Here is a 22,372-nt window from a genome sequence, read left to right as displayed (position 1 = left end):
CGGACGATTATATGCGAAAAATCGCATTCGTGGGAGGAATTTCCGGCTCGACTTGCCGCATATATGCGAAAAACCGCATAAAAAGCCGCGATTGCCGCCAATTCAAGCCGACGAATGCGAAAATTCATATAAAAGCGGCAATATCTCCAATCGCCTCGGCATCATCTCCAATCTCCAAGGTCATCGGGCCAGGATCGGGCGGACGCCAAGAACGGCCGCTCTGCGAGCGGCCGTTATATTCGAATGCGCTTGTATCCGTGAGCCCGATTCGCCTAGAAGCTCTCCGCCTCGCGCTCCTTGCGCTTCCTCCAGGCCATCTCGTAGATGACCGGGACAACGATCAGCGTCAGCAGCGTCGAGGTGAACAAGCCGCCGATAACGGTGATGGCGAGACCTCCGGAGATCAGGCTGGTCGAGGAGCCCGACAGCGCGAGCGGCAGGAGCGCCAGCATCGTGGCGAACGCCGTCATGAGGATCGGTCTCAGCCGCGTCGTCGACGCTTCGATAATCGCATCGGTCAGCGCCATGCCGCTCTTGCGGTTCTTCTCGACGCGGTCGAGCAGCACGACGGCGTTCGTGACGACGATGCCGACGAGCATCAGCATGCCGATCATCGCGCTCATCGACAGCGCTTGTCCGGTCAGGAGCAGCCCGGTGAGCGAGCCGACCGGGATAAACACGAGCGACGACAGAATGATCAGCGGCGTGGTCATCCCGCCGAACGTCATGCTCATGACGAGGAACACGAGCCCGACCGCGATGGCCATCGCGATGCCGATGCTGGTGAAGCCTTCGGTGATCATCGCCAGGCCGCCGCCGAAGCTGATCTCCACGTCGGACGGCAAGGCCAGGCTGCGAACGTCGTCCTGTACGCGATTCGTGACCGAAGCCGTGTCGGCGCCGTCCTTGATGCTTGCGCTCACTTCCGCATACAGCTTGCCGTCGTCGTGATTGATCGTCGCCAGCGCGTTCTGGACGTCGACGGTGGCGATGTCCCTCAGCGCCACGGGTCCGGCGGCGGTCGGAATCGCGATGCTCTCCAGCTCTTCCCGCGAGGCGACCTGACGGTCGTAAGAGATCGTCACGTCGCGTTCCTTGCCTTCAAGCGAGTACGTGCCGGCGCCCAGCGGCTTCAATTGCTCGTTCACGGCTTGCATGACGGCCATGGCATTGACGCCGGAATCGATTCCCTTCTGATTAAGCGACAGCACCCACTTCGGGGACACATCGTTCATGTTGTTGCTCGTGTCCTTGAGATCGGCTTGGGCCAAGAGCAGTTGCTCGACCTGCTTGGCCGCCTGCGCCAGGTGCTCCGCGTTCGCGGAATACAGCGTGACGTCGATGCCGCTGCCGTCCGGCAAGCCTTGCTGCTCGCCTTCCTTGACCGTGACGGTCGCGCCTTCGACCTCGGCGGCGACAAGCGCCGGAAGCTCGGCATTCGCTTGCTCCACGCTCTTCGCAGCGTCCTTGTCGCTGGAGAATTGAACCGTCACCGTCGCTTTATTGTTCTGCGCGACGCCTCCTCCGAACGGGTTGCCGGAGCCGCCGCCGATGCTGAGCTGGTAGTTGTCCATTCCGTCCAGCTTGCTGACGTACTCCTCGACCTTGACCGCGACCTGGTTTGTCTGCTCCTGCGAGCTCTTCGTCGGCAGCGACACCTCGATGGATGCCGTCGGCACCGTGTCGGCCGGCAGGAACGCGACGCCGAGCGCCGGAATCGTGCAGAGCGAGCCGATCAGCAGCACGACCGACAGGCTGAACACAAGCGCCTTGCGGCGCAAAGCCCCGCGAATGATTCTCTCGTAGACGCGGGCGAGCGCTCCCTGCCCCTCCTTGTGCGGCTTGACGTTCCGGAAGAACTTCGCCCCGAGCACCGGAATAAGCATGACGGCGACGAGCAGCGAGGACAGAATCGAGACGACGACGGCAATCGAGAACGGACGGAAGAACTCCCCGATCACTCCGCTCACGAAGGCCAGCGGAAGGAAGACGACAACGGTCGCAATCGTCGAGGAAGCGACGGCCCCGATCACTTCCTTCGTTGCCCGATAGGCCAGCTCCTTGCCCTTGACCTCGTTCCCCTTCTCCTGCCGCCAGCGGAAAATATTCTCGATAACGACGATGCTGTCGTCGACGATTCGGCCGATGGAGACGGCGATGCCGCCGAGCGTCATGATGTTGAGGGTGTACCCCATCTGGTTCATGACCGCTATCGTCGCGAAGATCGAGATCGGCAGCGACAGAATCGAGATCAGCGTCGCCCGGATGTTCCGCAGGAACAAGAAAATGATGATGACGCAGAACAAGGCGCCGAACAGCCCTTCGCGAACGAGCGAGGAGATCGACTCTTCAATCGCTGCGCCTTGATCCTCGATGACGTGAAGCTCAAGCTCTCCCTTCGCTTGATACTCCTCCAGCACGTCCTTCACTTCGTTCGCGACGTCCGCCGTGTTCGCGTCCTGGTTCTTCACGACGCCGATGACGTAGCTGGCCTGTCCATTGTAGCGGGCGATCGTGTCCTGCGAGCGAACCGTCTCGATCGTCGCGATGTCCGCGAGCTTGATCTTCCCTCCGGCGGGCGAGCCGCCGACTGCCAGGTTCTCGATCTGCTTAAGGGAATCGATGCTGCCGACAAGCCGCACCGGGATCGTCGTCTCCTCCTGGCTCACGTTCCCGAGCGGGAGCGCATAGGTCAGCGATTGCAGCGCCGATTGGATGGCGCCGAGCGTAACGCCCGCCTGGCTCGCCTTGTCCTTGTCGACGACGATGTTCAGCTTCTCCGTATTCGTCCCGTCCAGGCTGACCGAGCTGACCCCGCTCAGCTTCTGCAGCTTGGGCACGACCTCCGTCGCCAGCTTGTCCGCCAGCGCTTCGGCTGCGGCCTCGTCGCCGTCGGAGAACACCGCCGTCTGATACACCGGCGCCGATCCGGCGGACAGCCGCTGAACGGATACGCTCGCGCCGTCCGGCAGCGCCAGCTTGGCCAAGGCGGTCTCGACGTCCGCCGCCTTCTGCTCCATATCGGTGCCGAACGGGAACTGGATGAAGATGCTGGCTCCGTTGTCCGCCGTCGTGCTCGTCAGGGAATCGTAGCCCTTGAAGCTCTTCAGCGCATCCTCGATCGGCCCCGTCACGCCCTCCTCGATCTCCTCGGACGAAGAGCCGGGCTGGATCGCCTGGATAAAGACGGCCGGAAGCTCGATGTCGGGGAACGTCTGCTGCTTGATCTGTGTGGTCGAATAGAATCCGTATCCGAGAACCAGGATACAGAGGATGACGACGGCCACCCCATTCTTTAAGCTTAATCTGCTAAGTAGACTCATGAATTTCTCTCCTCTCTGTTATGAAGAGGAGTATAGCGAACGAATTTGTCGCCTATGTGAAGCGACCGTTACAGATTGGCCGGCGGCTGCGACAGAGGGAGCGTTACCGTGAACGTCGTTCCTTCCCCCGGCGCGCTCTCCGCCGCGATGTCGCCCCGATGAAGCTCGACGATCCGCTTCACGATCGACAGGCCGATTCCGTTGCCGCCCGCGGCCCGCGTGCGCGAGGGGTCGGCCTTGTAGAACGGCTCGAAGATGGACCCGCGCTCGTCCTCCGTCATGCCGATGCCGGAATCGACAACCTTCACGACCGCAGCCTCCCCTTCCCGGACGGCCGTCAACCGAATCGTCCCTTCCGGCTCCGTGAACTTGATCGCGTTGCCGAGCAGATTGATCCACAGCCGGTAAATTCGGTCCTCGTCCGCGTACAGCTCGAATTCATCCAGCTCCAGCTCAAGGCGAAGCCGCTTCGGCGCCCACTGCGGCTCCAGCGAGATCACGGCCTTGCGAAGCTGTTCGTCCAGCCGATACGTGCCCGTATTCAGCTTCAGATGCTCGTACTCCAAGGAAGAGAGCTGCAGCAGGTCTTCGCCGAGGCGCGACAGCCGCTCCGTCTCGTCCTCGATGATCGCGAGCAGCCTCATCCGGGCCTCTTCGTCCATCTTCTTATGCCGCAGCGCCTTCGTGAACCCCTTGATCGACGTGAGCGGGGATTGAATCTCGTGCGAGACGTTGGAGACGAACCGCTGGCGGATTTGCTCGAGTGTGCCGAGCTCCTTCGCCATCGAGTTGAAGCTTCGCGTCAACTGCCCGATCTCGTCCTGGCGCCTTGAGCGCAGTTCGAACGCGAAGTCGCCCTTGCTCATGCGCCGGGTCGCCGCGTTCAGCTTCTTGAGCGGCTTGACGATGTACTGCGCCGCGAGCAGAATCAGAATGCTTCCGAACAGCAGCGAGAACAAGAGCTCGAATTGGAAAAAACGCAGGATCAGCCCCATGAACGGACCAATCGTCGGACTGAGGAACACCGCGTAGGGCTGGCCGTCGATCTCGAAGGGCAAGCCGACCACCAGGCCGTGCGGCCCGAAGCCGTTGCTCCGGTATACGCCGCCGGCAAGCACCGCATCGACGGCCTCGGGGTCCAGCTCGATCAGCTTCCTGGCCGTCACCGAATCCCCGTGGCGGAGCTTGCCGTCCGGCCCGTAGAAGTTGACCGCGTTCGTCGATGTGACCGAGATGCCCCGCGCCAGCACCCCGGAATGCTGCGGGTAAGCTTCGATGTAGGACGCGATGATCTCCTGGCCGGTCTTGATCGTCTCGTCCTGAATGTAGCCGACCGCCTTGCTCTCGAACAGCCGGGTGATGACGAGCAGCGACAGGAACAGACTGACGATAACCGCGCCGAGGAAGATGAACACAACCCGCGCGTACAACGACTTCATCAGCCGCTTAATCATCGGCGAGCTCCAGACGGTAGCCGAGCCCGCGCAGCGTCACGATCCGGAAGGCTCCGGCATGACCAGCGAACTTCTCCCGCAGCCGCTTGATATGCGTATCGACCGTCCTCTCGTCCCCGTCGTAGTCCATTCCCCAGATTCGCCGAATGAGCATATCCCGCGTGAACAACTGCCCCGGATAGCTCGCGAGCGTGTAGAGCAGCTCGAATTCCTTCATCGGGAGCGTCGCCGCCTGCCTGTCCGAGCCAAGCTCCACCAGGTAGCTCTTCTTGTCCAGAAGAACGTCCCCGAGCCGGATCGTCTGCGACGTGGCGATCTTGTAGCGCTTCAGCAGCGCCTTCACGCGCAGCACCATCTCCACCGGGTCGAACGGCTTGACGAGGTAATCGTCCGTTCCGAGCCGGAAGCCCTTGATCCGGTCGGTCGGCTCGCCCTTCGCCGTAATCATCAGAATCGGCACATCGCCCGTCTCGCGAATTCGGCGGCACAGCTCCCAGCCGTCCAGCCGCGGCATCATCACGTCGAGCACAACGAGGTCGACCGCCTGCCTCATCATGTGCGCCCACGCGGCTTCCCCGTCCGACTGCTCGACCACCTCCATCCCTTCGTCCTCCAGGTACAGCCGCACGAGCTCCCGGATATGCCCCTCGTCGTCCACCACCATAACCGTCGTCATTTTCCCGCTCCTCTTCCCGATTCATGTCCTGCTGTTTGTATCCTGTCACCCTATCCTGTCATCGTAGCTTGTCCATGTGGCATGAATGTGAACGGACGATGACGGAAGCTACTCCAATGAGGAAAACCGTTACGTAACGCCTCGGTTCATCTGCTTGTGCATCTGCGCAACCAGGTTCTCCGTCATGCTTATATTCGATGCCGGTCGAACTCGTGGCGGAAGCGGGCGATGCACAGCCGGTACAGCGACGATACCTGCTTGGCCCCCGACTTGACCCAACCGATCTGCATCGCGCGCTGGGCGTAAGGGGCGAGTTCGACCATCGCGTACTGCTCCCCGAGCCAGCTCCGATTGCCGTAGAAGGAGAAGTCATGCCCGATCGTAATCGCGAAGTTCTCGTGCAGGGCGGCCTGGACCGCTTCCCCGTTGTTCGTCGAGAAGAGCACCGACAGGTCCCCGTACGTCGCGCGGTAATCCGAGCGGAAGTCCTCGAGGAAGCTGTCCCTGTACAGGACGAGATCGTACTTCAACAGCTCCTTCGGATGGACGGATGCCGCTTGCGCAATCGGGGATCGCTTGTTGGCGCAGACGACGAGCTTGCCTTCGGTGATCGGCTCGAAGGCGAGTCCGTCCAGCCTCTCGACGTCCTTGGCGTACAGGGCGATCAGCCCGAGGCCGATCCGGCCGGAACGGATATCCTCGAGAATCGACATGGAGTCGCTCTCCTCGACGCTCACCTTCAGGTTCGGGTACTCCAGCTTGATGGAGGATACGGCCCGAACCAGCAGCGACATGACCCCGGGGAACGAAGCGACATCGAGCTCCCCCTGCATCAGATTGCGGTCGTGCAGCGCGTTCAGCTTCATCTCCCCGATGGCCCGAAGCGCCTCCAGCGCCTGCCCCAGAATACGTCTCCCCTCCTCCGTCGCCTCGGTTCCGGAGTGCGAACGGTGGAAGATCTTCACGCCAAGCTCCTCCTCCAGCCTGGCGACCGCTTGCGACAGCGCCGATTGCGTTACGTGCAGCCCGCTTGCGGCCGCGGACAAGGAACCGGTCTTCGCGATCTCGACGATATACTCCAGTTGTTCGATGTTCATTCGGATGCCATACTCCTCTCGCTGGCTGCACGCTCAGCCATTAGCTTATCTAATGAGATCATTATAAACCTTAACTACTGCTTATCCAAGTGCAGAGGTATAATCGGATCGTAGAGAAGCAACAGCAATGCGAACCACGAACTGAGGAGGAATTCAGATGAGAGCAGCGGTTTATCATGCGATCAAGGACGTTCGCCTCGAGGACGTCGCCGTTCCCGCGGCGAAGCCGGGCAAGGTGAAGGTCAACGTGAAGGTTGCGGGCATCTGCGGCAGCGACTTGCACGCGTACCATCATGGCATCGGCGTGCAGACGGGAGCTCCCCACCCGCTGTCCGGCGCGATGGCGCCGCTCACGCTCGGCCATGAATTCTCCGGCGTCGTCGCTGAGGTCGGCGAGGGCGTCGTCGGCATTCAGCCCGGAGACCGGGTGGCCATCGAGCCGATCATGTACTGCGGCAAGTGCGCAAGCTGCCGGACCGGCCTGTACAACCAATGCGAGAAGATGGGCTTCGTCGGCTTGAACGACGACGGAGGCTTCGCCGAATACGTGCTCGTGGAGCCGTATATGGTCCATAAGCTGCCGGACAGCGTCAGCTTCGAGGAAGGCGCGCTTGTCGAGCCGACCGCCGTCGCGATGCACGCCGTGCGCCAGAGCAAGCTCAAGGTCGGCGATTCGGCCGCCGTCTTCGGCGTCGGCCCGATCGGCCTGCTGACGATTCTCGGCGCGAAGTCCGCTGGCGCTTCGAAGGTGTACGCGATCGACGTGTCGGACGAGCGCTTGGCGCTCGCCGAGAAGCTTGGCGCGATTCCGATCAACAGCTTGCGGCAGAACGCCGCCGAAGTCATTGTCGCCGCCGGCGGGGTTCATGTCGCCTATGAGGCGGCGGGCGTTCAGGCGACGATCGCTTCCGCCTTGACCGCCGTCAAGAGAGGCGGCGAGGTGATGGTCATCGCGGCGTTCGCCCAGCCCGCACAGCTCAACATGCTCGAGCTGATGGCCAAGGAAGCCAGCATTGCGTCCATCCTCGCTTACCGTCATATTTTCCCGGAGATTATCGCGCTCATTGCGGACGGCAAGCTGGACGTGAAGAGGGTCATTACGAAGCAGATCGACCTCGAGCAGATCGTCGAAGACGGGCTCGAGCTGCTTGTGAAGGACAAGAGCCAAGCGAAAATTCTTGTGCGCATTCCGTAAGCCGCAATTTTTATGCGATTTTTCACATTCGTCGGCGCGGATGAGGGGGCAATTGAGGCGTTTTATGCGGTTTTTCGCATATATCCGACACTTCGGGCCGAAAATTCCCCGATGAATGTGATTTTTCGCATATAATCGGACAAAGTACCCGTTATCGGGCAGCGCCAATGCGGTTTTTCACATAAAATTCGGCTGCGGCTGGCTGGCTTGGTGGATTCGACGGATTGGTGGGTTCGACGGATTTGGGAACTTCGACGGGCTTGGTGACTTTGACTGGTTTGGGAACTTCGACTGGCTTGGTGACTTTGACTGGTTTGGGAACTTCGACTGGCTTGGTGACTTCGGGTGGGTTCAGCGGGATCATTGGCCTCCTCAGGGGGCCGCCGCTTCGCGCCAATTCGTCCCATTCTCCATTCGCTGTTGCGCTTTTGCATACCCCTGCTTTATACTGGATATAACCGAATAATCGAAGATGAACGTTTTGGAGGAGCCTGCACCAAGGGCTCCTCTTTGTTTTTTTTCGGCGTTTGGACACCCTATGTATGCGTTAAAGGAGCGAATGGAATGGAATTTATTTTTTATCTTGCCCTTATGATCGCGGCAACCAAGCTCGCGGGGCATCTCTCGGTCCGGATCGGCCAGCCGGCCGTGCTCGGCGAATTGATCGCAGGCATTCTGCTCGGCCCCGCCGTGCTCGGAATCATCGATGCGGACGCGTCCTTTATTCATTATTTCTCGGAGATAGGCGTACTGCTTCTTATGTTCCTCGCGGGGCTCGAGACGGATCTCGACCAGTTGAAGCGCAATTGGAGGCCTGCGTTTGCAGTAGCGATCGGAGGCATCATCGTCCCCTTCTTCGGAGGCTATTGGTCGGCCCTCTTGTTCGGATTTGAAGCGGAGAACGCTCTGTTCTGCGGCATCCTGTTCTGCGCGACGTCGGTCAGCATCTCGGTTCAAGTGCTCAAGGAGATGAACCGGCTCGGTTCGCGGGAAGGCACAACCATACTCGGGGCGGCGGTCGTGGACGACGTGCTCGTCGTCATCCTGCTGGCGGTCATGATGAGCGTGCTCGGCGAAGGCGCGGACGTGTCGCTTGGGTGGCTGATTGGCAAAAAAGCGATTTTCTTCGTTGTTGTCCTGCTCGTCGGATGGCTTGTCGTTCCCAAGCTGCTCGAATGGCTCGCCAAGCTGCGCGTGACCGAAGCCGCCGTCAGCATTGCCGTCGCGATCTGCCTGGGCTTCGCTTATTTCGCCGAATATATGGGCATGGCGGGCATCATCGGCTCGTTCGCAGCCGGCATTGCCATCTCGCAATCGAAGCTTCGCCACGACGTGGAGAAGAAGCTGGAGCCGATCGCCTATGCCGTGTTCGTGCCCGTGTTCTTCGTCAGCATCGGCCTTAATGTCCGCTTCGACGGGCTTGGCTCGCAGCTCCTCTTCGTTGTCGTCATCTCGCTTGTCGCCGTCGCCACGAAGCTTCTGGGCGGGGGCTTGGGCGCAAGGCTCACCGGCTTCGACACCCGATCCTCGATCGCGGTCGGCTCCGGCATGATCTCCCGCGGCGAAGTCGCCTTGATCATCGCGGCTACCGGGCTCGGAGCCGGCTTGCTTCAGGAGGAATATTACACGTCTATCATAATCATGGTCATCGTCACGACACTCGTAACCCCTCCGGTACTGAAGGCGATCTTCTCGCGGATGCCGCAGCCCTCGTATTACCGGGAAGACGGCCATTGAGCAGGCAACTTCAGATAGAGCAAAAGAGCGGCCGCCCGCGAAGGCAGCCGCTCTCTTGCTCTAATCTTAATTCCGAATGAGATAGTCGAACGCGCCAAGCGCGGCGGTCGCTCCGGACCCCATCGAGATGATGATTTGCTTATAGGCGCTGTTCGTGCAGTCGCCTGCCGCGAATACGCCGGGAACGCTCGTCGCTCCGTGGCGGTCGACGACGATCTCGCCCATCCGGGTACGTTCGAGCGTATCGGCGAGCCATTCCGTGTTCGGAACGAGGCCGATCTGAACGAACACGCCTTCGAGCTCGACGTGAGTGGCTTCGCGGGAATCGCGGTCTTGGAACGTGATGCCGTTCACCTTGTCCGTTCCCGTAATCTCCGTCGTCTGCGCGTTTTTATAAACCGTGACATTAGCCAGGCTGTACAGCCGATCCTGAAGAACGGAGTCCGCCTTCAGCTCCGTGCCGAACTCGATGACCGTCACGTGGCTGACGATGCCCGCGAGGTCGATCGCCGCTTCGATGCCGGAGTTGCCTCCGCCGATCACCGCGACGCGCTTGCCGGCGAACAGAGGTCCGTCGCAGTGCGGGCAATACGCCACGCCCTTGTTCTTGAAATCCGCTTCGCCCGGCACGCCGACATTGCGCCAGCGCGCGCCCGTGGACAGAATAACCGTCTTGCTCTTCAGGACGCCGCCGTTCTCGAGCTCGACCTCGATCAGGTCCTTCTTCTCCAGGCGAACGGCCTTCTGCAGCTTCATGATGTCGACGTTGTATTCCTTCACGTGCTCTTCCAGGCTGGCGGCCAGCTTGGCGCCTTCCGTATACTTCACGCTGATCAGGTTCTCGATGCCGACCGTGTCCATCACTTGCCCGCCGAAGCGTTCGGCCACGATGCCGGTGCGAATGCCCTTGCGTGCCGCATAGATAGCCGCGCTCGAGCCGGACGGCCCGCCGCCGATAACAAGAACGTCAAACGGCTCTTTGTTCGAAAATTCCGACGGATCGGGAGCTGCGACGATCTTGGCCACAATCTCTTCGATGCTCATCCGGCCGCTTCCGAGAAATTCGCCGTTCAGATAGACGGTCGGAACCGCCATGACTTCCTTGCTCTCGACTTCGGCCTTGAATGCGGCCCCGTCGATCATCGTATGGGAGATGCCCGGGTTCAGAACGCTCATGACGTTCAGCGCTTGAACGACATCCGGACAGTTGTGGCACGTCAAGCTGATATACGACTCGAATGCATAAGTTCCCTTGATGCCCTTGATCTGATCGATGACATCCTGATCTACCTTCGGAGCCCGGCCGCTGACCTGGAGCAATGCCAGAACAAGCGACGTGAACTCGTGCCCGAGGGGAACGCCCGCGAAGGCGACGCCCGAATCTTCCGCATCGGCCCGGTTGACGCTGAAGCTTGGCGTTCTCGCCAGCTCGGCGCTTGCGAGCTTAATGCGGGAGGACATGCCGGCCAGCTCGTTAAGGAAAGCCAGCATGTCCGTCGATACGGAATCGTCTCCCGCGCTGTATTTGATAAGCAGGTCGCTCTCCAGGAGTTGAAGGTATTGGTCTAGTTGCTGCTTGATATCGGAATCCAACACCTTGAACGTCCTCCTTATTAGATCTTGCCTACGAGATCCAGGCTCGGCTTAAGCGTCGTGGAGCCTTCTTGCCACTTGGCAGGGCACACTTCGCCCGGATTGTTGCGCACGTATTGGGCAGCCTTGATCTTGTTGACCAGGGCGCTCGCATCGCGGCCGATGCCGCCTGCATTGATCTCGACCGTCTGGATCACGCCGTCCGGATCGATGATGAACGTTCCGCGGTCGGCCAGGCCGTCGGCTTCGATCAGAACGTCGAAGTTGCGGGAGACCGTGTGCGTCGGGTCGCCGATCATGATGTACGTGATCTTGCCGATCGTCTCGGAGCTGTCGTGCCAAGCCTTATGGGTGAAGTGGGTGTCCGTCGATACGGAATAAACTTCGACGCCCAGCTTCTTCAACGTCTCGTATTGGTCTTGCAGGTCGCCGAGCTCGGTCGGGCAGACGAACGTGAAGTCGGCCGGATAGAAGCAAACGACGCTCCATTGACCCTTGAAGTTCTCGTTCGTAACTTCGATGAACTTGCCGTTCTGGTACGCTTGGGCTTTAAACGGTTTGACTTCGGTTCCAATCAGGGACATAGATGGTTTCCTCCTAAAGTGTTTTTTATCTAAGAAACTTATTGAGAACGGTTAGCAGTCAATAATTATTCTTATTTACTGCTTGATACAAATAATATCATCCTTTGCGGCAAATCACATGAAGAAAAAATGAAGTAAATTCGACAAAATTGTGAACGCCCTTATTGGTTCGATTCGGTCGTTTCCGGGCGATTCCGCTCCATTCCTGTCAATTGCCGCAGACTCCGGTCCATCCCTATCGTTCCAGTATTCCATCTTGGACAATAGCTTATACCCGATAGAGCGGATCAGGCCGGGACCGGACGGATTAGAGAACGGCGTTGCCTGCTTTTTGCTTATGTTTCTTTACTTTTCTCGCACATCCGGATTATAATAAATTAGATTTTCATATGGAGACTACCGGAGGAGCCTGTCACTTGACAGGCTCCTTTTCGCTTTTTGGGGCTTCTGCAAGTGGAATTGTCGGGCATAATCCAAGTTCTCCCTGGGGAATCTGATGATAACCTTACAGGAGCAGGAGGATGTTATGGAGCAGCAAGCGGTTTGGGCAATCGGTATTTTTCTTGTGATTTACGCTTTGATTATTTCAGAAAAAATACATCGTACGATATTGGCGATGATCGGCGGAATTCTGATGGTTGGGCTTGGCATCGTCGACCAAGAGACGGCCATCCATCACATCGACTTCAATACGCTCGGACTGCTGATCGGAATGATGATCATCGTGAGCATAACGGCGGAGACGGGCGTCTTCAAGTATATTGCCGTCATCGCAGCGAAAAAAGCGAAGGGCGATCCGACCCGCATTCTTCTCTCGTTAATGCTGATTACGGCGATCAGCTCGGCTTTTCTCGACAACGTGACGACTGTCCTGCTTATGGTGCCGGTCACCTTCAGCATAACGCGCCAGTTGAAGGTGAATCCGCTCCCGTTCCTGATTACCCAGATCATCGCCTCCAACGTGGGCGGCACCGCAACGTTGATCGGCGACCCGCCGAACCTTATGATCGGCAGCGCGGTCAAAGAGCTGAGCTTTATGTCGTTTATTTATAACCTGGCTCCGATTACGGCCATTATTCTGGTCGTATACATCCCGATCTTCGTCTGGCTGTTCCGCAAAGGGATGCGTACGACGGACGAATTAAAGCAAAGCATCATGGCATTGGACGAGAAGGAACTGATCTCCGATCGCAGGCTCCTCCGGAAATGTCTGATTGTGCTTGCCCTTACGCTGCTCGGCTTCTTCACCCACCAGTTGCTGCATTTGGAGTCGGCTACGGTCGCCTTGGCCGGCGCGTTCCTGCTGCTCCTGTTGTCCGGCGAACATATGATGGAAGAAGCGCTCGCCAGGGTCGAATGGATGACGATCTTCTTCTTCGTTGGCCTCTTCGTGCTTGTATCCGGTCTGATCGAGACCGGCGTCATCGCCCGGCTGGCCGAGCAATCCATCGAGTTGACCGGGGGGAATCTGACGGCCACCTCGCTGTTGATATTGTGGCTCAGCGCGATCGCCTCCGCCTTCCTGGACAACATTCCGTTCGTGGCCACCATGATCCCGATGATTCAGGAGATGGGCAATATGGGCGTCGCCGATCTGGAGCCGCTATGGTGGAGTCTGGCGCTCGGCGCGTGCCTGGGCGGCAACGGCACGCTCATCGGCGCGAGCGCCAACCTGATCGTTGCCGGCATGGCCGGCAAGGAAGGCCATCCGCTCCGTTTCACGCAATTCCTCAAGTACGGATTTCCCTTGATGCTGCTGTCCATTGTCATATCAAGCATCTATGTATACCTGCGTTACCTGCTCTAAACATGTGATCATTAAGAGAGGGGAATCGGCATGTTGACTTATCGGTATGATCATCAAGTTATACAGATTAGCGAAGTCGCCAACAACGACGACTTCGAATTCCGCATCCGAATCATCCGGGAGCATCCCTGCTTGGAAGCGATGAAGAAGGTGCAACAGGAATTCGAGCATAACCGGGTGTATACGGATGTGTTGTTCTATGTATATCCCAACCACGAGTTCCATGTCATCGTGCGCAAGGACTACTACACCGACTTCGTGCTGGAATTGATGAAGCATCGGCTGCTGCAGCAAGTCGAGTGGGTCCCGGCTCCATAGTCTCAACAACCTGAACAGCCCGCCCGGTTCATGAACCGGGCGGGCTGTTTATTCATCGGCAATCACGACTCGGCAATCACTCGGTTATTAAGCGCATGAATCATCACCTCATGTTCCCCTTGATCGTCCAAGCGCAGAGTGACCACATAGATTAACGGTATGCCGGGCCGATTGGGCAGGTAGTACCTCTGAACGGAAGTCGTCTTCACTTGGACTCCCGAGCTTCGCAAGGATGCTATTGCGGTCGCAGCCGCCCTCTGCTCGGACACGGCAGCCTGCTTGGGGCGATGGAACGTAGCCTTGCGCAAGTCATAATGGACGCACCCCTCCGCTCGCCGGACCACTCCCCGTTCATCTATCTGCACAACCAGCCCATCTCCCCATACAGGCGTATCGTACAAGTAAAGCTGGAACCGAACCGCAGTCAAACTCCCGGGGTGTCGGACAACGTCCACGATCCGCATATCCCGATCCGGATAACGCAGCCCGTAGAGCTTCTTGTTCCGTTGCACGAATGTGCCTGCAATCCATTCCGGCGAATGGTTCGACGGCGCCGACAACATCCCCGCAAGAACGGCTGGCGTCCGGGCGGCTTCGTTCCATACGACCTCAAGCGAGCCGCCGCTTATTCGGTTCAGACGATCCAGACCCGGATTCGACGTTGCCGGCGGGCCGGCCAGCGCACTCTGCAGCGGGGTCAACTGCAGTGCTGCCGATAATAGAATGACGGCGATCAGCTTCATGGCGATCCCCCCTCTTCGATATGCACCTTCCCCATCATTCTCGGTTAGAAGAGAGAGGGATATTCAAAATAATACTTCCTATGCGCCACATCTAGTCGATCTATTCCGCTTGCCCTTCGCTTGCTCCCCGTTTCCCTCTGATATAGATGGCAGGCAAATAAACGAGCGGCAGCAGCAGCATGGCGTTCGCCAACACAACTCCCGCGTGGGCCAGGAAAGCTTGAACTTCGATGGCGTTGACCGCGATATGCTTGGACATCCCGAAGATGATGGCGCCTACGGAGATTACCAACGGCTTGCTCTGCTTAAGCCCGATCAATTGCCCGATTCCGGCGGAAGCCATATATAAGTACAAGCTCATCTTCAGAATCAACGTCGTCATCCAGATCGCGATAAAGAAAGGATCGAGGTTATCGAGGAAGTCCCCTATTCGGATCATGCGGTACAGCTCCAGAACCGGATAAGTAAAGTGCCCCGTCAGATGGATGCCGAATAGCAGCAGAACGCTCAGCAGCAACAGAAGCTGCAAGACGAGCGAGATCCCGCTCGCGAGCATAAGCGTCCTGCGGGTTTTGCGTTTATTTTGCAGATGCGGATAGAGGAACAGCACCAATATCATATCGTTGTACGTGAGTATCGAAGAGACGGAGCCTGCATAGATAGGCTTCAGCTCCCAATGGGTCACGAAGGCTCTGGCCATCGGCCATACAAATTGATTCTGAACCATAATTATCGCCATCAGGACGAGAACGACGATCATCAGCATAAACGCTCCTGCGCTGCGGAAGAGAGTCTCGATGCCAGAGCGCACCGCATAGATGCAGCAGATCGTGAATATCGCCGCAATCGCCCAGTCGGGCGTTCTCGCGAAGTAAATCTGGCTCATGAACTCCTGGAACTCGCGCGTGATGGAGGCGCCCACATGCAGGAAAAAAAGGAGAAGGATCGCCATCACAAAACCGTGCAGCCAGCGGCCGACAAGCCGGCCGCCGAATTGCGTAATGAACTTGTCCGGCTCATATTCCGCCACTTTGACGGCGAGGGACATCATCGCCAGGGCGATTGCCCAGCCCACGATCAAGCATAGCCATGAGGCATATCCCGCTCCCTGGGTCAGCCCGCTGAAGACGAAGCCGACATTGAGGCCGAAGATGCTCAAGGTAATAAACATTAACAGTTGGGCTTGCGATATGCGTTCCATCCCGCTGCACCTCCCTGCGGCGGCCTAGTTGCCGAGAAGTCGTTGTTGAATCGGGCCAAGCCATCTTGTCAAGACAGGATCGATCGGGGGAATTCGACAACGCCAGACAATCGCATTATAGAGAAAGGCAGCCGCGACGAATGCCATGACCCATACTTTGGTTTTGGGCTTGCGCGTATGCTTCTTCAGGTAACTCCACTCTATCCATCCGATTGCCGCGAAGGCAACCATCAGCAATATCATCGCTGCTCCTTCCCTTCCTCCGGAGTGATCGGCTTCCAATAGGAAGATCGTATAGCTCCCGTCCGGGCGACCTTGGCCTCGGGCACGACCTCGAAGATGACATCCTCTTCGTAATGACGGCGCCAGTCCATCTTCCATTGCTTCCATAAGGAAGGCAGATACCACTCCATATAGCTGCCGAATTGAAAATAATCGGCGCCTAATTGCTGCGATCGTTCCAGCGCCCTCTCGATTCTCTCCTTCAATTGTTCGTTCAAGGCCTGCTGAATTTGCCGGATCTGCTGCGGATCTTGGAAGTCGAGAGCGGAATTGGAGGAATAGACATCGTCGGTGGCGCGAACGGAGATGCGGATTCGCACGCGCTCCCCCTCCTGCTTCAACTTGATCCGGGTGGAAGCCTGATTGACGTACAGATCGATGGATTGGCCGTCCGTCGGAGATTGAATCGTAACGAGCGCATTCTCCATCTGATCCTTGACCCACATGGCCCCTCTCTGCTCGCTTGCGCTCAAGTACCCGACCAGCTTCTCGTTGCGCAGAATGCCGGTGCCGATGTTGTTGAGCGTGAGCCCTTTTTTCCCCTTCTCGCTGATCAGCCGAACTTCGTCCACACTAATCCTGCCGATCAAGCCGTCGCCTTCAAACGGTTCGCTCATCAGCAGATCCCGGGCCGTCGTGTTCATGATAGATTTCTGTGCGGCCAGCTCCCGCAAGATTTCGGAGGGGAATCGTTCCATGATCGGCGTAACCATAGACAGGCGATGCGCTTCGCCCTGGGCAATGAAGATAAAGCCCTTGAGCTGCATCGCAGGCTGCCTGGTTATGAACTCCAGAACAGGACGGATTCCTTGGCGCGCGAGTTTATCTCCGATAACGACTACCCGGGTGTGTCCCCAATTGATTTGCCTTGGGATATTCGCCTGGATGCGCCGGAAGGCAACCGCAATCGAAGGTCCCGTGTTGGACATCGTCCCGTACGGGTTGCCGCCGCCCCCGGCAATGCCTTGTTGAATGCTGGTCATTCGATTCGGCAGAGCGAAGCCGAGCGTCAGCTTGACCTCCCCCTCGTCGGCTCCGGCGTCTACGTACATGACCGATACGAACAAACGATCGTTCACTTCGAGCCGGGACCAGCATCCGGCGAGCAGCATCGGCATGAGGCCGATAACCGCCAATCGCAACAGCGTCCGTCTAATCGCCATCCCAACCACCCTCAGGCAACTGCGGGAGCTTGATCGCTGCCTCTCGTTGGTCCGAAGCGGTGCCGTGCAGGTGCGGTCTGGTCCTCATCTTCCACCAGGGCGCCCGAACGAGAACATCCTTGAGGTCCTCCGGTCGAAGGGGAGCTAGCGGCGACAGATAAGGCGTTCCGAACGAGCGAAGATTAATGAGATGGATATAGATCAGGATGATCGCAACCACAACTCCCAGCAACCCGAACGCCCCCGCCATAATCATGATCGGGAACCGCAGCAGCCGCAGGCTGAGGCCCAGATCGAAGTGCGGAATAATGAAGGACGCGATGCCTGTCATCGAGACGACAATGACCATCGGGGCGGAGACGATACCGGCTTGAACGGCAGCCTGTCCGATAATGAGGGCGCCGATAATGGAGACGGTCTGTCCGATCGCCTTCGGGATGCGCAGCCCCCCTTCCCTTAATGCCTCGAACGAGAGCTCCATAAGGATCGCTTCGACAAGCGCGGGGAACGGCGTCGTCTCCCGGGCGGCCGCAACGGTAATGAGCAGCGTCGGCGGCAGCATCTCGGGATGGAACGTCGTAATCGCGATGTAGATGGAAGGGAACAGCAAGGTCACGAATAGGAAAAAGAACCGGAGCGTTCGAATCCACGTTGCTGCGATAAACCGCTGGTAATAATCCTCCGACGCCTGGAGCAGCATGGGCAGCGTCAAGGGAGCGAGAATCGGAATCGGGGTCCCGTCCACGAACAAAGCGATTCGCCCTTCCAGTAGAGAGGCGGACACGACATCCGGCCGTTCCGTATGTTGAAGCTGCGGGAACGGGGAGTACGGATTGTCCTCGATGTATTCCTCCAGGTAACTCGATCCGAGAACCCCGTCGATCTCAACCCGGCCAAGCCGTTTTTTCATCTCACGGACAAGCTCTTGCTTGCAGATTCCTTCGATATAGACAAGCATCGCCTTCGTATGGGTGTACGTTCCGAAGGTCAGTTGCTCCGTCGTTAACGCCGGATGCTTGATTCTTCGGCGAATCATCGTCAGGTTCGTATCGATATCCTCGACGAATGCCTCTCGGGGCCCCCGAATGACGCTCTCGTTGGTCGACTCCGTTATCGCGCGAGTCTCGACCTTGCGCAACGGATAAATCCGAATGTCCGGTTGGTCGTCGAAGAGAAGAAGCAACTGCCCTTGAAGAACCGCCAATACGGCATGGCGGAGGCTTGTTGTTGTCCTTACGCCCGCCAAGGCGCTTCTCTTCCCGTTCTCCGCAGCAAGAATGCTCGCATCGCCCGGCAGGGACGGCTCGCGGCGCATAAGGCCGTTGTGAATCATAAGCTCGAGCAGCGACGTGTCGATCATATTCTCTACATAGACGATGAGGCCCTTATGTCCGGCTTCGGCTTCGAATTCCGCAGCGAACGGACGGAAGACGATATCCGAGCTGTGCGCGAGCTGCCGCTCCAGCCAGCTTATCCTCTCGCTTAGCGCAGATCCGCGAGGCTCGGGCGGGGACCACTTCGTATCCGCTGGTGAACGTCGGTAACGGCCGGTGTATTTAACCGTTCGAATCCACTTCACGGCAGCCCTCTCCTCATTACCCAGGTTTAACAGGAATTTATTGTTATCATTTGTTATCCCTTCCTTTTTTATTCTTGCGCTTCTTATGGACAGATTGGAACGCATACGCTTTGACATGAGGTTGAAGGAGGCGATCCCCTTATGGCGCGAATGCTGGGCAGAGGAATTTGGCCGATCGCAATCGCGATCTGCTTAGGCGTCGTCGTATGGCTGTCCCGCTCCGAAGCCGCTTCTCCCGCTCCGTTAATCAGCACGCTCGAGAAGGACGGCTATCGAATCGAGGTGAGAACGCTCGAGGCGAATTCTTCTCCCATGGAAGCCAAGCAGTTTCTCGTCACCATTACCGACTCCAGCGGGGCGGACGTCGAAGCGGCAAGCATCCAGATCAAATCCTGGATGCCGAAGATGTTCTGCGGAATTTTTACGGCCAAGGTTGTGATGAATTCGCAAGGCTCCGGTTACGAGGGAACTCTCGTGCCGGTCATGAGCGGAAGTTGGGTCGCGGAGACGCGGGTTCGGATCGGTTCGGAAGAATTCGTCGTTGTTCACGATTACGAGGTGGTTTAACGAGCGGCCGCTTACCAGAGCCACGGATGAATGTGCGGAATCCAGCCGTTCACGCTGCAGCCCTTCAGGATGGAGAGCAGCCCCATGAGCATCGCCAGCTTCTGCCCCGCCCCGCGAAGGAAGCGGCGCCACTTTTTGCCGATGCCATGGGCGGACAGAGCGAACGCGAACAGCAGCGGAACGGTCGCCGCTCCGAACAGAAGCAGCATCAGCAGCCCGTCCAGGGCGTCGCCCGAGGCGGCGGCGTTCATCTGCATGGCATACGTGAGACCGCACGGAAGCAAGCCCAGGAGCAAGCCGGTCGTGAAGATAGATGCATATTCGCCAGCGCCGCCGGACGGTTCCGGGCGGCTCTTCCGTCTGTCGCGGCCGGGCAGGCGGATGGCGTGGAGGGGAAGCGCGATTCGCCGCCATGCCCAGAGCAGAATCAGGAGCCCGCCAAGAATGCTGGCCGCTCCTTGCAGGCCGACGAGCCTCCCCGCCAGGTTGAGGAAGGAGCCGGCGGCTCCCATGACGGCGCCCGTTGCCGCATACGTGACGATTCGCCCGAGATGATACGCGGCGAGCGACCATGCCGCGCTTCTTCTCGCTTCCATGGCGAGCGAAGCGCCGATTCCGCCGCACATGATGATGCAATGCGGCGCCCCCGTGAGGGCGGCAAGAACGGCGACGGCGGCATCGTTGCCGTTCATCGCTTCGCCTCCTTCGCCGGACGGGCGGGCCGCAGCCGGGACAAGCGAAGCGAATTGCCGACGACGATAAGCGAGCTCGAAGCCATGCCGACGCAGGCGATGCGCGGGTCCAGCACCCCGATGACCGCCAGCGGAATCATCACGGCGTTATACAGAAGCGCGAGCAGCAAGTTCTGCTTCACGTTGCGCATCGTGCTGCGGGCAATCCGGAACCCGTCCCGGATGCGGGACAGCCGATTGCCGACAACGACGATATCGCCCGCCTGCAGCGCCGATTCGTTGCCCCCGGCCAGGGCGATCCCGACGTCGGCGGCCGCCAGCGCCGGCGAATCGTTCGCCCCGTCGCCGATCATGACGACCCGCTTCCCCTGACCGCGAAGCTCGCGAAGCAGCTCCAGCTTCTGCTCCGGATGCAGCTCGGCCCGCACGTTCGGGATGGCGAGCGACGCCGCGATCGCTTCCGCCGCTTCCCTCCGATCCCCGGTCGCCATCCAGAGCTCCCCGTCCGTCTCCAGCGCCCGCAGCGTCTCCAACGCGTCCTCGCGCACGGGGTCCCGGAAGCGGATCGACCCCATCCAGCTTCCGTCGAACGCGCAATGGAGCACGGAGTCCGAGTGACCGCCGGCGGAAGACGTCGGGGGCGGCGAAGCCGGCAGCCGGACTCCCTGCTCCTCCAGCCACGCGGCGCGCCCGAGAAGAACGCGCCTCCCTTCGACGAGGCCGCCGATGCCGCGGCCCGGCACTTCCGTCACGTCGCTTGCAGAAGCCGACAGCAGGCGGCGGACTTGCGCCTCCTTGACGACGGACAGCGCCAGAGGATGGTCCGAGTGCTGCTCCAATGAAGCGGCGAGGCGCAGCAGAAGCATCGGGGACACCACGGGCGCCGAGATGTCGGCGACGGCCGGCTGGCCGCGCGTCAGCGTGCCCGTCTTGTCGAACAGGAAGACGTTCGCCTGGCTGAGAGCTTCCAGCTTGCTCGCTTCCTTCACGACGATGCCGCTGCGCAGCGCAAGACTCGAACCGATCAGCATCGAGATCGGCGTCGCCAGGCCGAGGGCGCATGGGCAGGCGACCAGAAGAACGGCCATCGCATGATCGATCGCCGTCAGCGCTCCGGCCGCGTACAGCCAGCCGACGAATGTGGCCGCCGACAGCGCCAGGATTGCCGGGACGAACACGGCGGCGACGCGGTCGACGCTTCGTTCGATCCTCGGCTTGCTGTGCTGGGCGTTCTCCACGAATGCGATCATGCGGGACAGCTTCGTCTGTTCACCGGCCTGATCGGACTCGACGATCAAGCGGCCGCTGATCAGCCGCGTTCCGGCATAGACGCGTTCGCCCGGCTGCTTGAACACGAGCTCGGCTTCGCCCGTCAGCATCGCCTCCTCCGTCTCGGCGACGCCTTCCACAATCGTGCCGTCCACCGGCACCCATTCGGACGACACGACCTCGAACCGCTCGCCCGGCCGGAGCTCTCCGATCGGAATCACGCTCCGGGCCCTGCCGCGGACGAGGCGGACCGTATCCGCGCGCAGCTCCCTTAACGCCGAGAGGCTCTTGGCCGCATTGCCCTTGGCGATCGATTCCAGCCACTTGCCGAGCGTGACGGACACGAGAATCATCGCGATCGAGTCGAAGTAGAGCGCGGGATGACCGTGCAGCGCATGATCATGCCCCTCTTCGGGTCGGAACGCGCGGTATTGACTGTAGAAAAAAGCGACGGATGTGCTCATCGCGATCAGGACGTCCATGTTCGGCATTCTCTGCTTCAACGCGTGATAGGCGCCGAGATAGAACGGATACGCCGCATAGAGCAGCAGCAGCGAAGCGAGCGCCATCTGGACGAACGGCCGATAGACGAACTCCGGAATCGGAACACCCGCCGGCCCGAGGAAGTGGCCGGCCATCGCCGCGAACAGCGGGAGCGACAGCAGAGTCGAAGCGACGAACCGGTTGCGGTACGCCTTCGTCTCCGTCTCCGGCGATTTGCCGTCATTCTCTCTCAGCAGATCCGCTCCATAGCCAAGCTTCCGGATTCTCTCCGCGATCAGCTCGTCGCTTCCTTCTCCCCCGTCCCACTCCACCGAAGCCCGCGAGGTCGCCAGGCTGACGGAAGCCGACTTCACCCCCTCCAGCTTGCCCAGCGACTTCTCGATGCGGACGGAGCAAGCGGCGCAGGTCATTCCGGTAATGTGAACCTGAAGATGGCGCATAGATCCCTCCATAAGCCCATCTGTCGGACAAACGCAGGCTTATCTGGAATATATGCGGCAGGCTCCGCAGGCAGAAGGGACACCCTCTTCGTCCCTTGCAAGACAATCGAATTATAGGCGCACGGCGCACATAAATTGGTTCGAGAAG

The 22,372-nt window shown here is 59.3% G+C and carries 19 protein-coding genes; 5 read left to right on the top strand and 14 right to left on the bottom strand.

Going from position 1 to position 22,372, the window contains the following annotated elements; all coding sequences use genetic code 11:
• Positions 1–272: 272 nt before the first annotated feature.
• From E6C55_RS19090 to E6C55_RS19075, 4 genes are all read right to left on the bottom strand, one after another.
• Complete coding sequence (locus tag E6C55_RS19090; protein ID WP_136371412.1) at positions 273–3,323, bottom strand: efflux RND transporter permease subunit; 3,051 nt, start codon at positions 3,321–3,323, stop codon at positions 273–275.
• Positions 3,324–3,391: 68 nt separating this feature from the next.
• Positions 3,392–4,777 (bottom strand): sensor histidine kinase, encoded by a 1,386-nt coding sequence (locus tag E6C55_RS19085; RefSeq protein ID WP_230986755.1) that lies wholly within the window; start codon positions 4,775–4,777, stop codon positions 3,392–3,394.
• Entirely contained in the window at positions 4,770–5,453 is a 684-nt protein-coding gene (locus E6C55_RS19080; protein WP_136371411.1) for a response regulator transcription factor, read from the bottom strand. The genes E6C55_RS19085 and E6C55_RS19080 overlap by 8 nt, the downstream gene beginning before the upstream one ends.
• A 188-nt stretch (positions 5,454–5,641) precedes the next feature.
• Complete coding sequence (locus E6C55_RS19075; RefSeq protein WP_136371410.1) at positions 5,642–6,550, bottom strand: LysR family transcriptional regulator; 909 nt, start codon at positions 6,548–6,550, stop codon at positions 5,642–5,644.
• A 157-nt stretch (positions 6,551–6,707) separates the two neighbouring features.
• Here E6C55_RS19075 and E6C55_RS19070 point away from each other — a divergent pair, with 157 nt between their 5' ends.
• Positions 6,708–7,745, top strand: a complete 1,038-nt coding sequence (locus E6C55_RS19070) for a 2,3-butanediol dehydrogenase (RefSeq protein WP_136371409.1) — start codon at positions 6,708–6,710, stop codon at positions 7,743–7,745.
• A gap of 151 nt (positions 7,746–7,896) precedes the next feature.
• On the opposite strand, the gene E6C55_RS19065 is transcribed toward E6C55_RS19070, so the two are convergent.
• Positions 7,897–8,109: a hypothetical protein gene (locus E6C55_RS19065; protein WP_136371408.1), complete on the bottom strand. Its 213-nt coding sequence runs from the start codon at positions 8,107–8,109 to the stop codon at positions 7,897–7,899.
• 200 nt (positions 8,110–8,309) lie between these two features.
• Between E6C55_RS19065 and E6C55_RS19060 the strand changes: the two genes are divergently transcribed.
• Positions 8,310–9,482, top strand: coding sequence for a cation:proton antiporter (locus E6C55_RS19060; protein ID WP_136371407.1), 1,173 nt, complete (start codon positions 8,310–8,312; stop codon positions 9,480–9,482).
• A gap of 66 nt (positions 9,483–9,548) precedes the next feature.
• On the opposite strand, the gene ahpF is transcribed toward E6C55_RS19060, so the two are convergent.
• Together ahpF and ahpC are read right to left on the bottom strand one after the other, a co-directional pair.
• Positions 9,549–11,078, bottom strand: a complete 1,530-nt coding sequence (gene ahpF, locus E6C55_RS19055; protein ID WP_136371406.1) for an alkyl hydroperoxide reductase subunit F — start codon at positions 11,076–11,078, stop codon at positions 9,549–9,551.
• Between the two features lie 17 nt (positions 11,079–11,095).
• Positions 11,096–11,659, bottom strand: coding sequence for an alkyl hydroperoxide reductase subunit C (gene ahpC, locus E6C55_RS19050; RefSeq protein ID WP_136371405.1), 564 nt, complete (start codon positions 11,657–11,659; stop codon positions 11,096–11,098).
• Between the two features lie 526 nt (positions 11,660–12,185).
• Here ahpC and E6C55_RS19045 point away from each other — a divergent pair.
• A complete protein-coding gene (locus E6C55_RS19045) occupies positions 12,186–13,466 on the top strand; it encodes an ArsB/NhaD family transporter (protein ID WP_136371404.1) in 1,281 nt (426 codons plus the stop codon).
• Between the two features lie 30 nt (positions 13,467–13,496).
• Entirely contained in the window at positions 13,497–13,784 is a 288-nt protein-coding gene (locus E6C55_RS19040; RefSeq protein WP_136371403.1) for a hypothetical protein, read from the top strand.
• Between the two features lie 62 nt (positions 13,785–13,846).
• Here the strand turns inward: E6C55_RS19040 and E6C55_RS19035 are convergent, their stop codons facing one another.
• From E6C55_RS19035 to E6C55_RS19015, 5 genes are all read right to left on the bottom strand, one after another.
• Positions 13,847–14,527, bottom strand: a complete 681-nt coding sequence (locus E6C55_RS19035; protein ID WP_136371402.1) for a hypothetical protein — start codon at positions 14,525–14,527, stop codon at positions 13,847–13,849.
• Positions 14,528–14,627: 100 nt separating this feature from the next.
• On the bottom strand, positions 14,628–15,728 hold the full coding sequence (locus E6C55_RS19030) for a GerAB/ArcD/ProY family transporter (protein WP_136371401.1): 1,101 nt from the start codon (positions 15,726–15,728) through the stop codon (positions 14,628–14,630).
• 24 nt (positions 15,729–15,752) lie between these two features.
• A complete protein-coding gene (locus E6C55_RS19025) occupies positions 15,753–15,971 on the bottom strand; it encodes a hypothetical protein (RefSeq protein WP_136371400.1) in 219 nt (72 codons plus the stop codon).
• The gene (locus E6C55_RS19020) at positions 15,968–17,173 is read right to left on the bottom strand and encodes a Ger(x)C family spore germination protein (RefSeq protein ID WP_136371399.1); all 1,206 of its coding nucleotides are present in this window, start codon (positions 17,171–17,173) and stop codon (positions 15,968–15,970) included. The genes E6C55_RS19025 and E6C55_RS19020 overlap by 4 nt, the downstream gene beginning before the upstream one ends.
• On the bottom strand, positions 17,163–18,752 hold the full coding sequence (locus tag E6C55_RS19015) for a spore germination protein (RefSeq protein ID WP_230986754.1): 1,590 nt from the start codon (positions 18,750–18,752) through the stop codon (positions 17,163–17,165). The genes E6C55_RS19020 and E6C55_RS19015 overlap by 11 nt, the downstream gene beginning before the upstream one ends.
• 141 nt (positions 18,753–18,893) lie before the next feature.
• Between E6C55_RS19015 and E6C55_RS19010 the strand changes: the two genes are divergently transcribed.
• Positions 18,894–19,319 carry a FixH family protein gene (locus E6C55_RS19010; protein WP_136371397.1) on the top strand — a complete coding sequence of 142 codons (426 nt, stop codon included), beginning with the start codon at positions 18,894–18,896 and terminating at the stop codon, positions 19,317–19,319.
• 11 nt (positions 19,320–19,330) lie between these two features.
• On the opposite strand, the gene E6C55_RS19005 is transcribed toward E6C55_RS19010, so the two are convergent.
• Together E6C55_RS19005 and E6C55_RS19000 are read right to left on the bottom strand one after the other, a co-directional pair.
• Complete coding sequence (locus E6C55_RS19005) at positions 19,331–20,011, bottom strand: sulfite exporter TauE/SafE family protein (RefSeq protein ID WP_136371396.1); 681 nt, start codon at positions 20,009–20,011, stop codon at positions 19,331–19,333.
• A complete protein-coding gene (locus tag E6C55_RS19000; protein WP_168735747.1) occupies positions 20,008–22,224 on the bottom strand; it encodes a heavy metal translocating P-type ATPase in 2,217 nt (738 codons plus the stop codon). Before E6C55_RS19000 ends, E6C55_RS19005 begins: the two co-directional genes overlap by 4 nt.
• Between the last annotated feature and the right edge of the window lie 148 nt (positions 22,225–22,372).

This window comes from Cohnella fermenti (assembly GCF_004801405.1).
GTDB classification, from domain to species: Bacteria; Bacillota; Bacilli; order Paenibacillales; family Paenibacillaceae; genus Cohnella; species Cohnella fermenti.
The sequence above is the reverse complement of the archived record's forward strand: the minus strand, read 5'-3'. Positions and strand labels throughout refer to the sequence as shown.

Coding starts and splice junctions, on each gene's coding strand:
- E6C55_RS19090 (WP_136371412.1), bottom strand. CDS start 3,323: ATGAGTCTACTTAGCAGATTAAGCTTAAAGAATGGGGTGGCCGTCGTC.
- E6C55_RS19085 (WP_230986755.1), bottom strand. CDS start 4,777: ATGATTAAGCGGCTGATGAAGTCGTTGTACGCGCGGGTTGTGTTCATC.
- E6C55_RS19080 (WP_136371411.1), bottom strand. CDS start 5,453: ATGACGACGGTTATGGTGGTGGACGACGAGGGGCATATCCGGGAGCTC.
- E6C55_RS19075 (WP_136371410.1), bottom strand. CDS start 6,550: ATGAACATCGAACAACTGGAGTATATCGTCGAGATCGCGAAGACCGGT.
- E6C55_RS19070 (WP_136371409.1), top strand. CDS start 6,708: ATGAGAGCAGCGGTTTATCATGCGATCAAGGACGTTCGCCTCGAGGAC.
- E6C55_RS19065 (WP_136371408.1), bottom strand. CDS start 8,109: ATGATCCCGCTGAACCCACCCGAAGTCACCAAGCCAGTCGAAGTTCCC.
- E6C55_RS19060 (WP_136371407.1), top strand. CDS start 8,310: ATGGAATTTATTTTTTATCTTGCCCTTATGATCGCGGCAACCAAGCTC.
- ahpC (WP_136371405.1), bottom strand. CDS start 11,659: ATGTCCCTGATTGGAACCGAAGTCAAACCGTTTAAAGCCCAAGCGTAC.
- E6C55_RS19045 (WP_136371404.1), top strand. CDS start 12,186: ATGGAGCAGCAAGCGGTTTGGGCAATCGGTATTTTTCTTGTGATTTAC.
- E6C55_RS19040 (WP_136371403.1), top strand. CDS start 13,497: ATGTTGACTTATCGGTATGATCATCAAGTTATACAGATTAGCGAAGTC.
- E6C55_RS19035 (WP_136371402.1), bottom strand. CDS start 14,527: ATGAAGCTGATCGCCGTCATTCTATTATCGGCAGCACTGCAGTTGACC.
- E6C55_RS19030 (WP_136371401.1), bottom strand. CDS start 15,728: ATGGAACGCATATCGCAAGCCCAACTGTTAATGTTTATTACCTTGAGC.
- E6C55_RS19025 (WP_136371400.1), bottom strand. CDS start 15,971: ATGATATTGCTGATGGTTGCCTTCGCGGCAATCGGATGGATAGAGTGG.
- E6C55_RS19020 (WP_136371399.1), bottom strand. CDS start 17,173: ATGGCGATTAGACGGACGCTGTTGCGATTGGCGGTTATCGGCCTCATG.
- E6C55_RS19010 (WP_136371397.1), top strand. CDS start 18,894: ATGGCGCGAATGCTGGGCAGAGGAATTTGGCCGATCGCAATCGCGATC.
- E6C55_RS19005 (WP_136371396.1), bottom strand. CDS start 20,011: ATGAACGGCAACGATGCCGCCGTCGCCGTTCTTGCCGCCCTCACGGGG.
- E6C55_RS19000 (WP_168735747.1), bottom strand. CDS start 22,224: ATGCGCCATCTTCAGGTTCACATTACCGGAATGACCTGCGCCGCTTGC.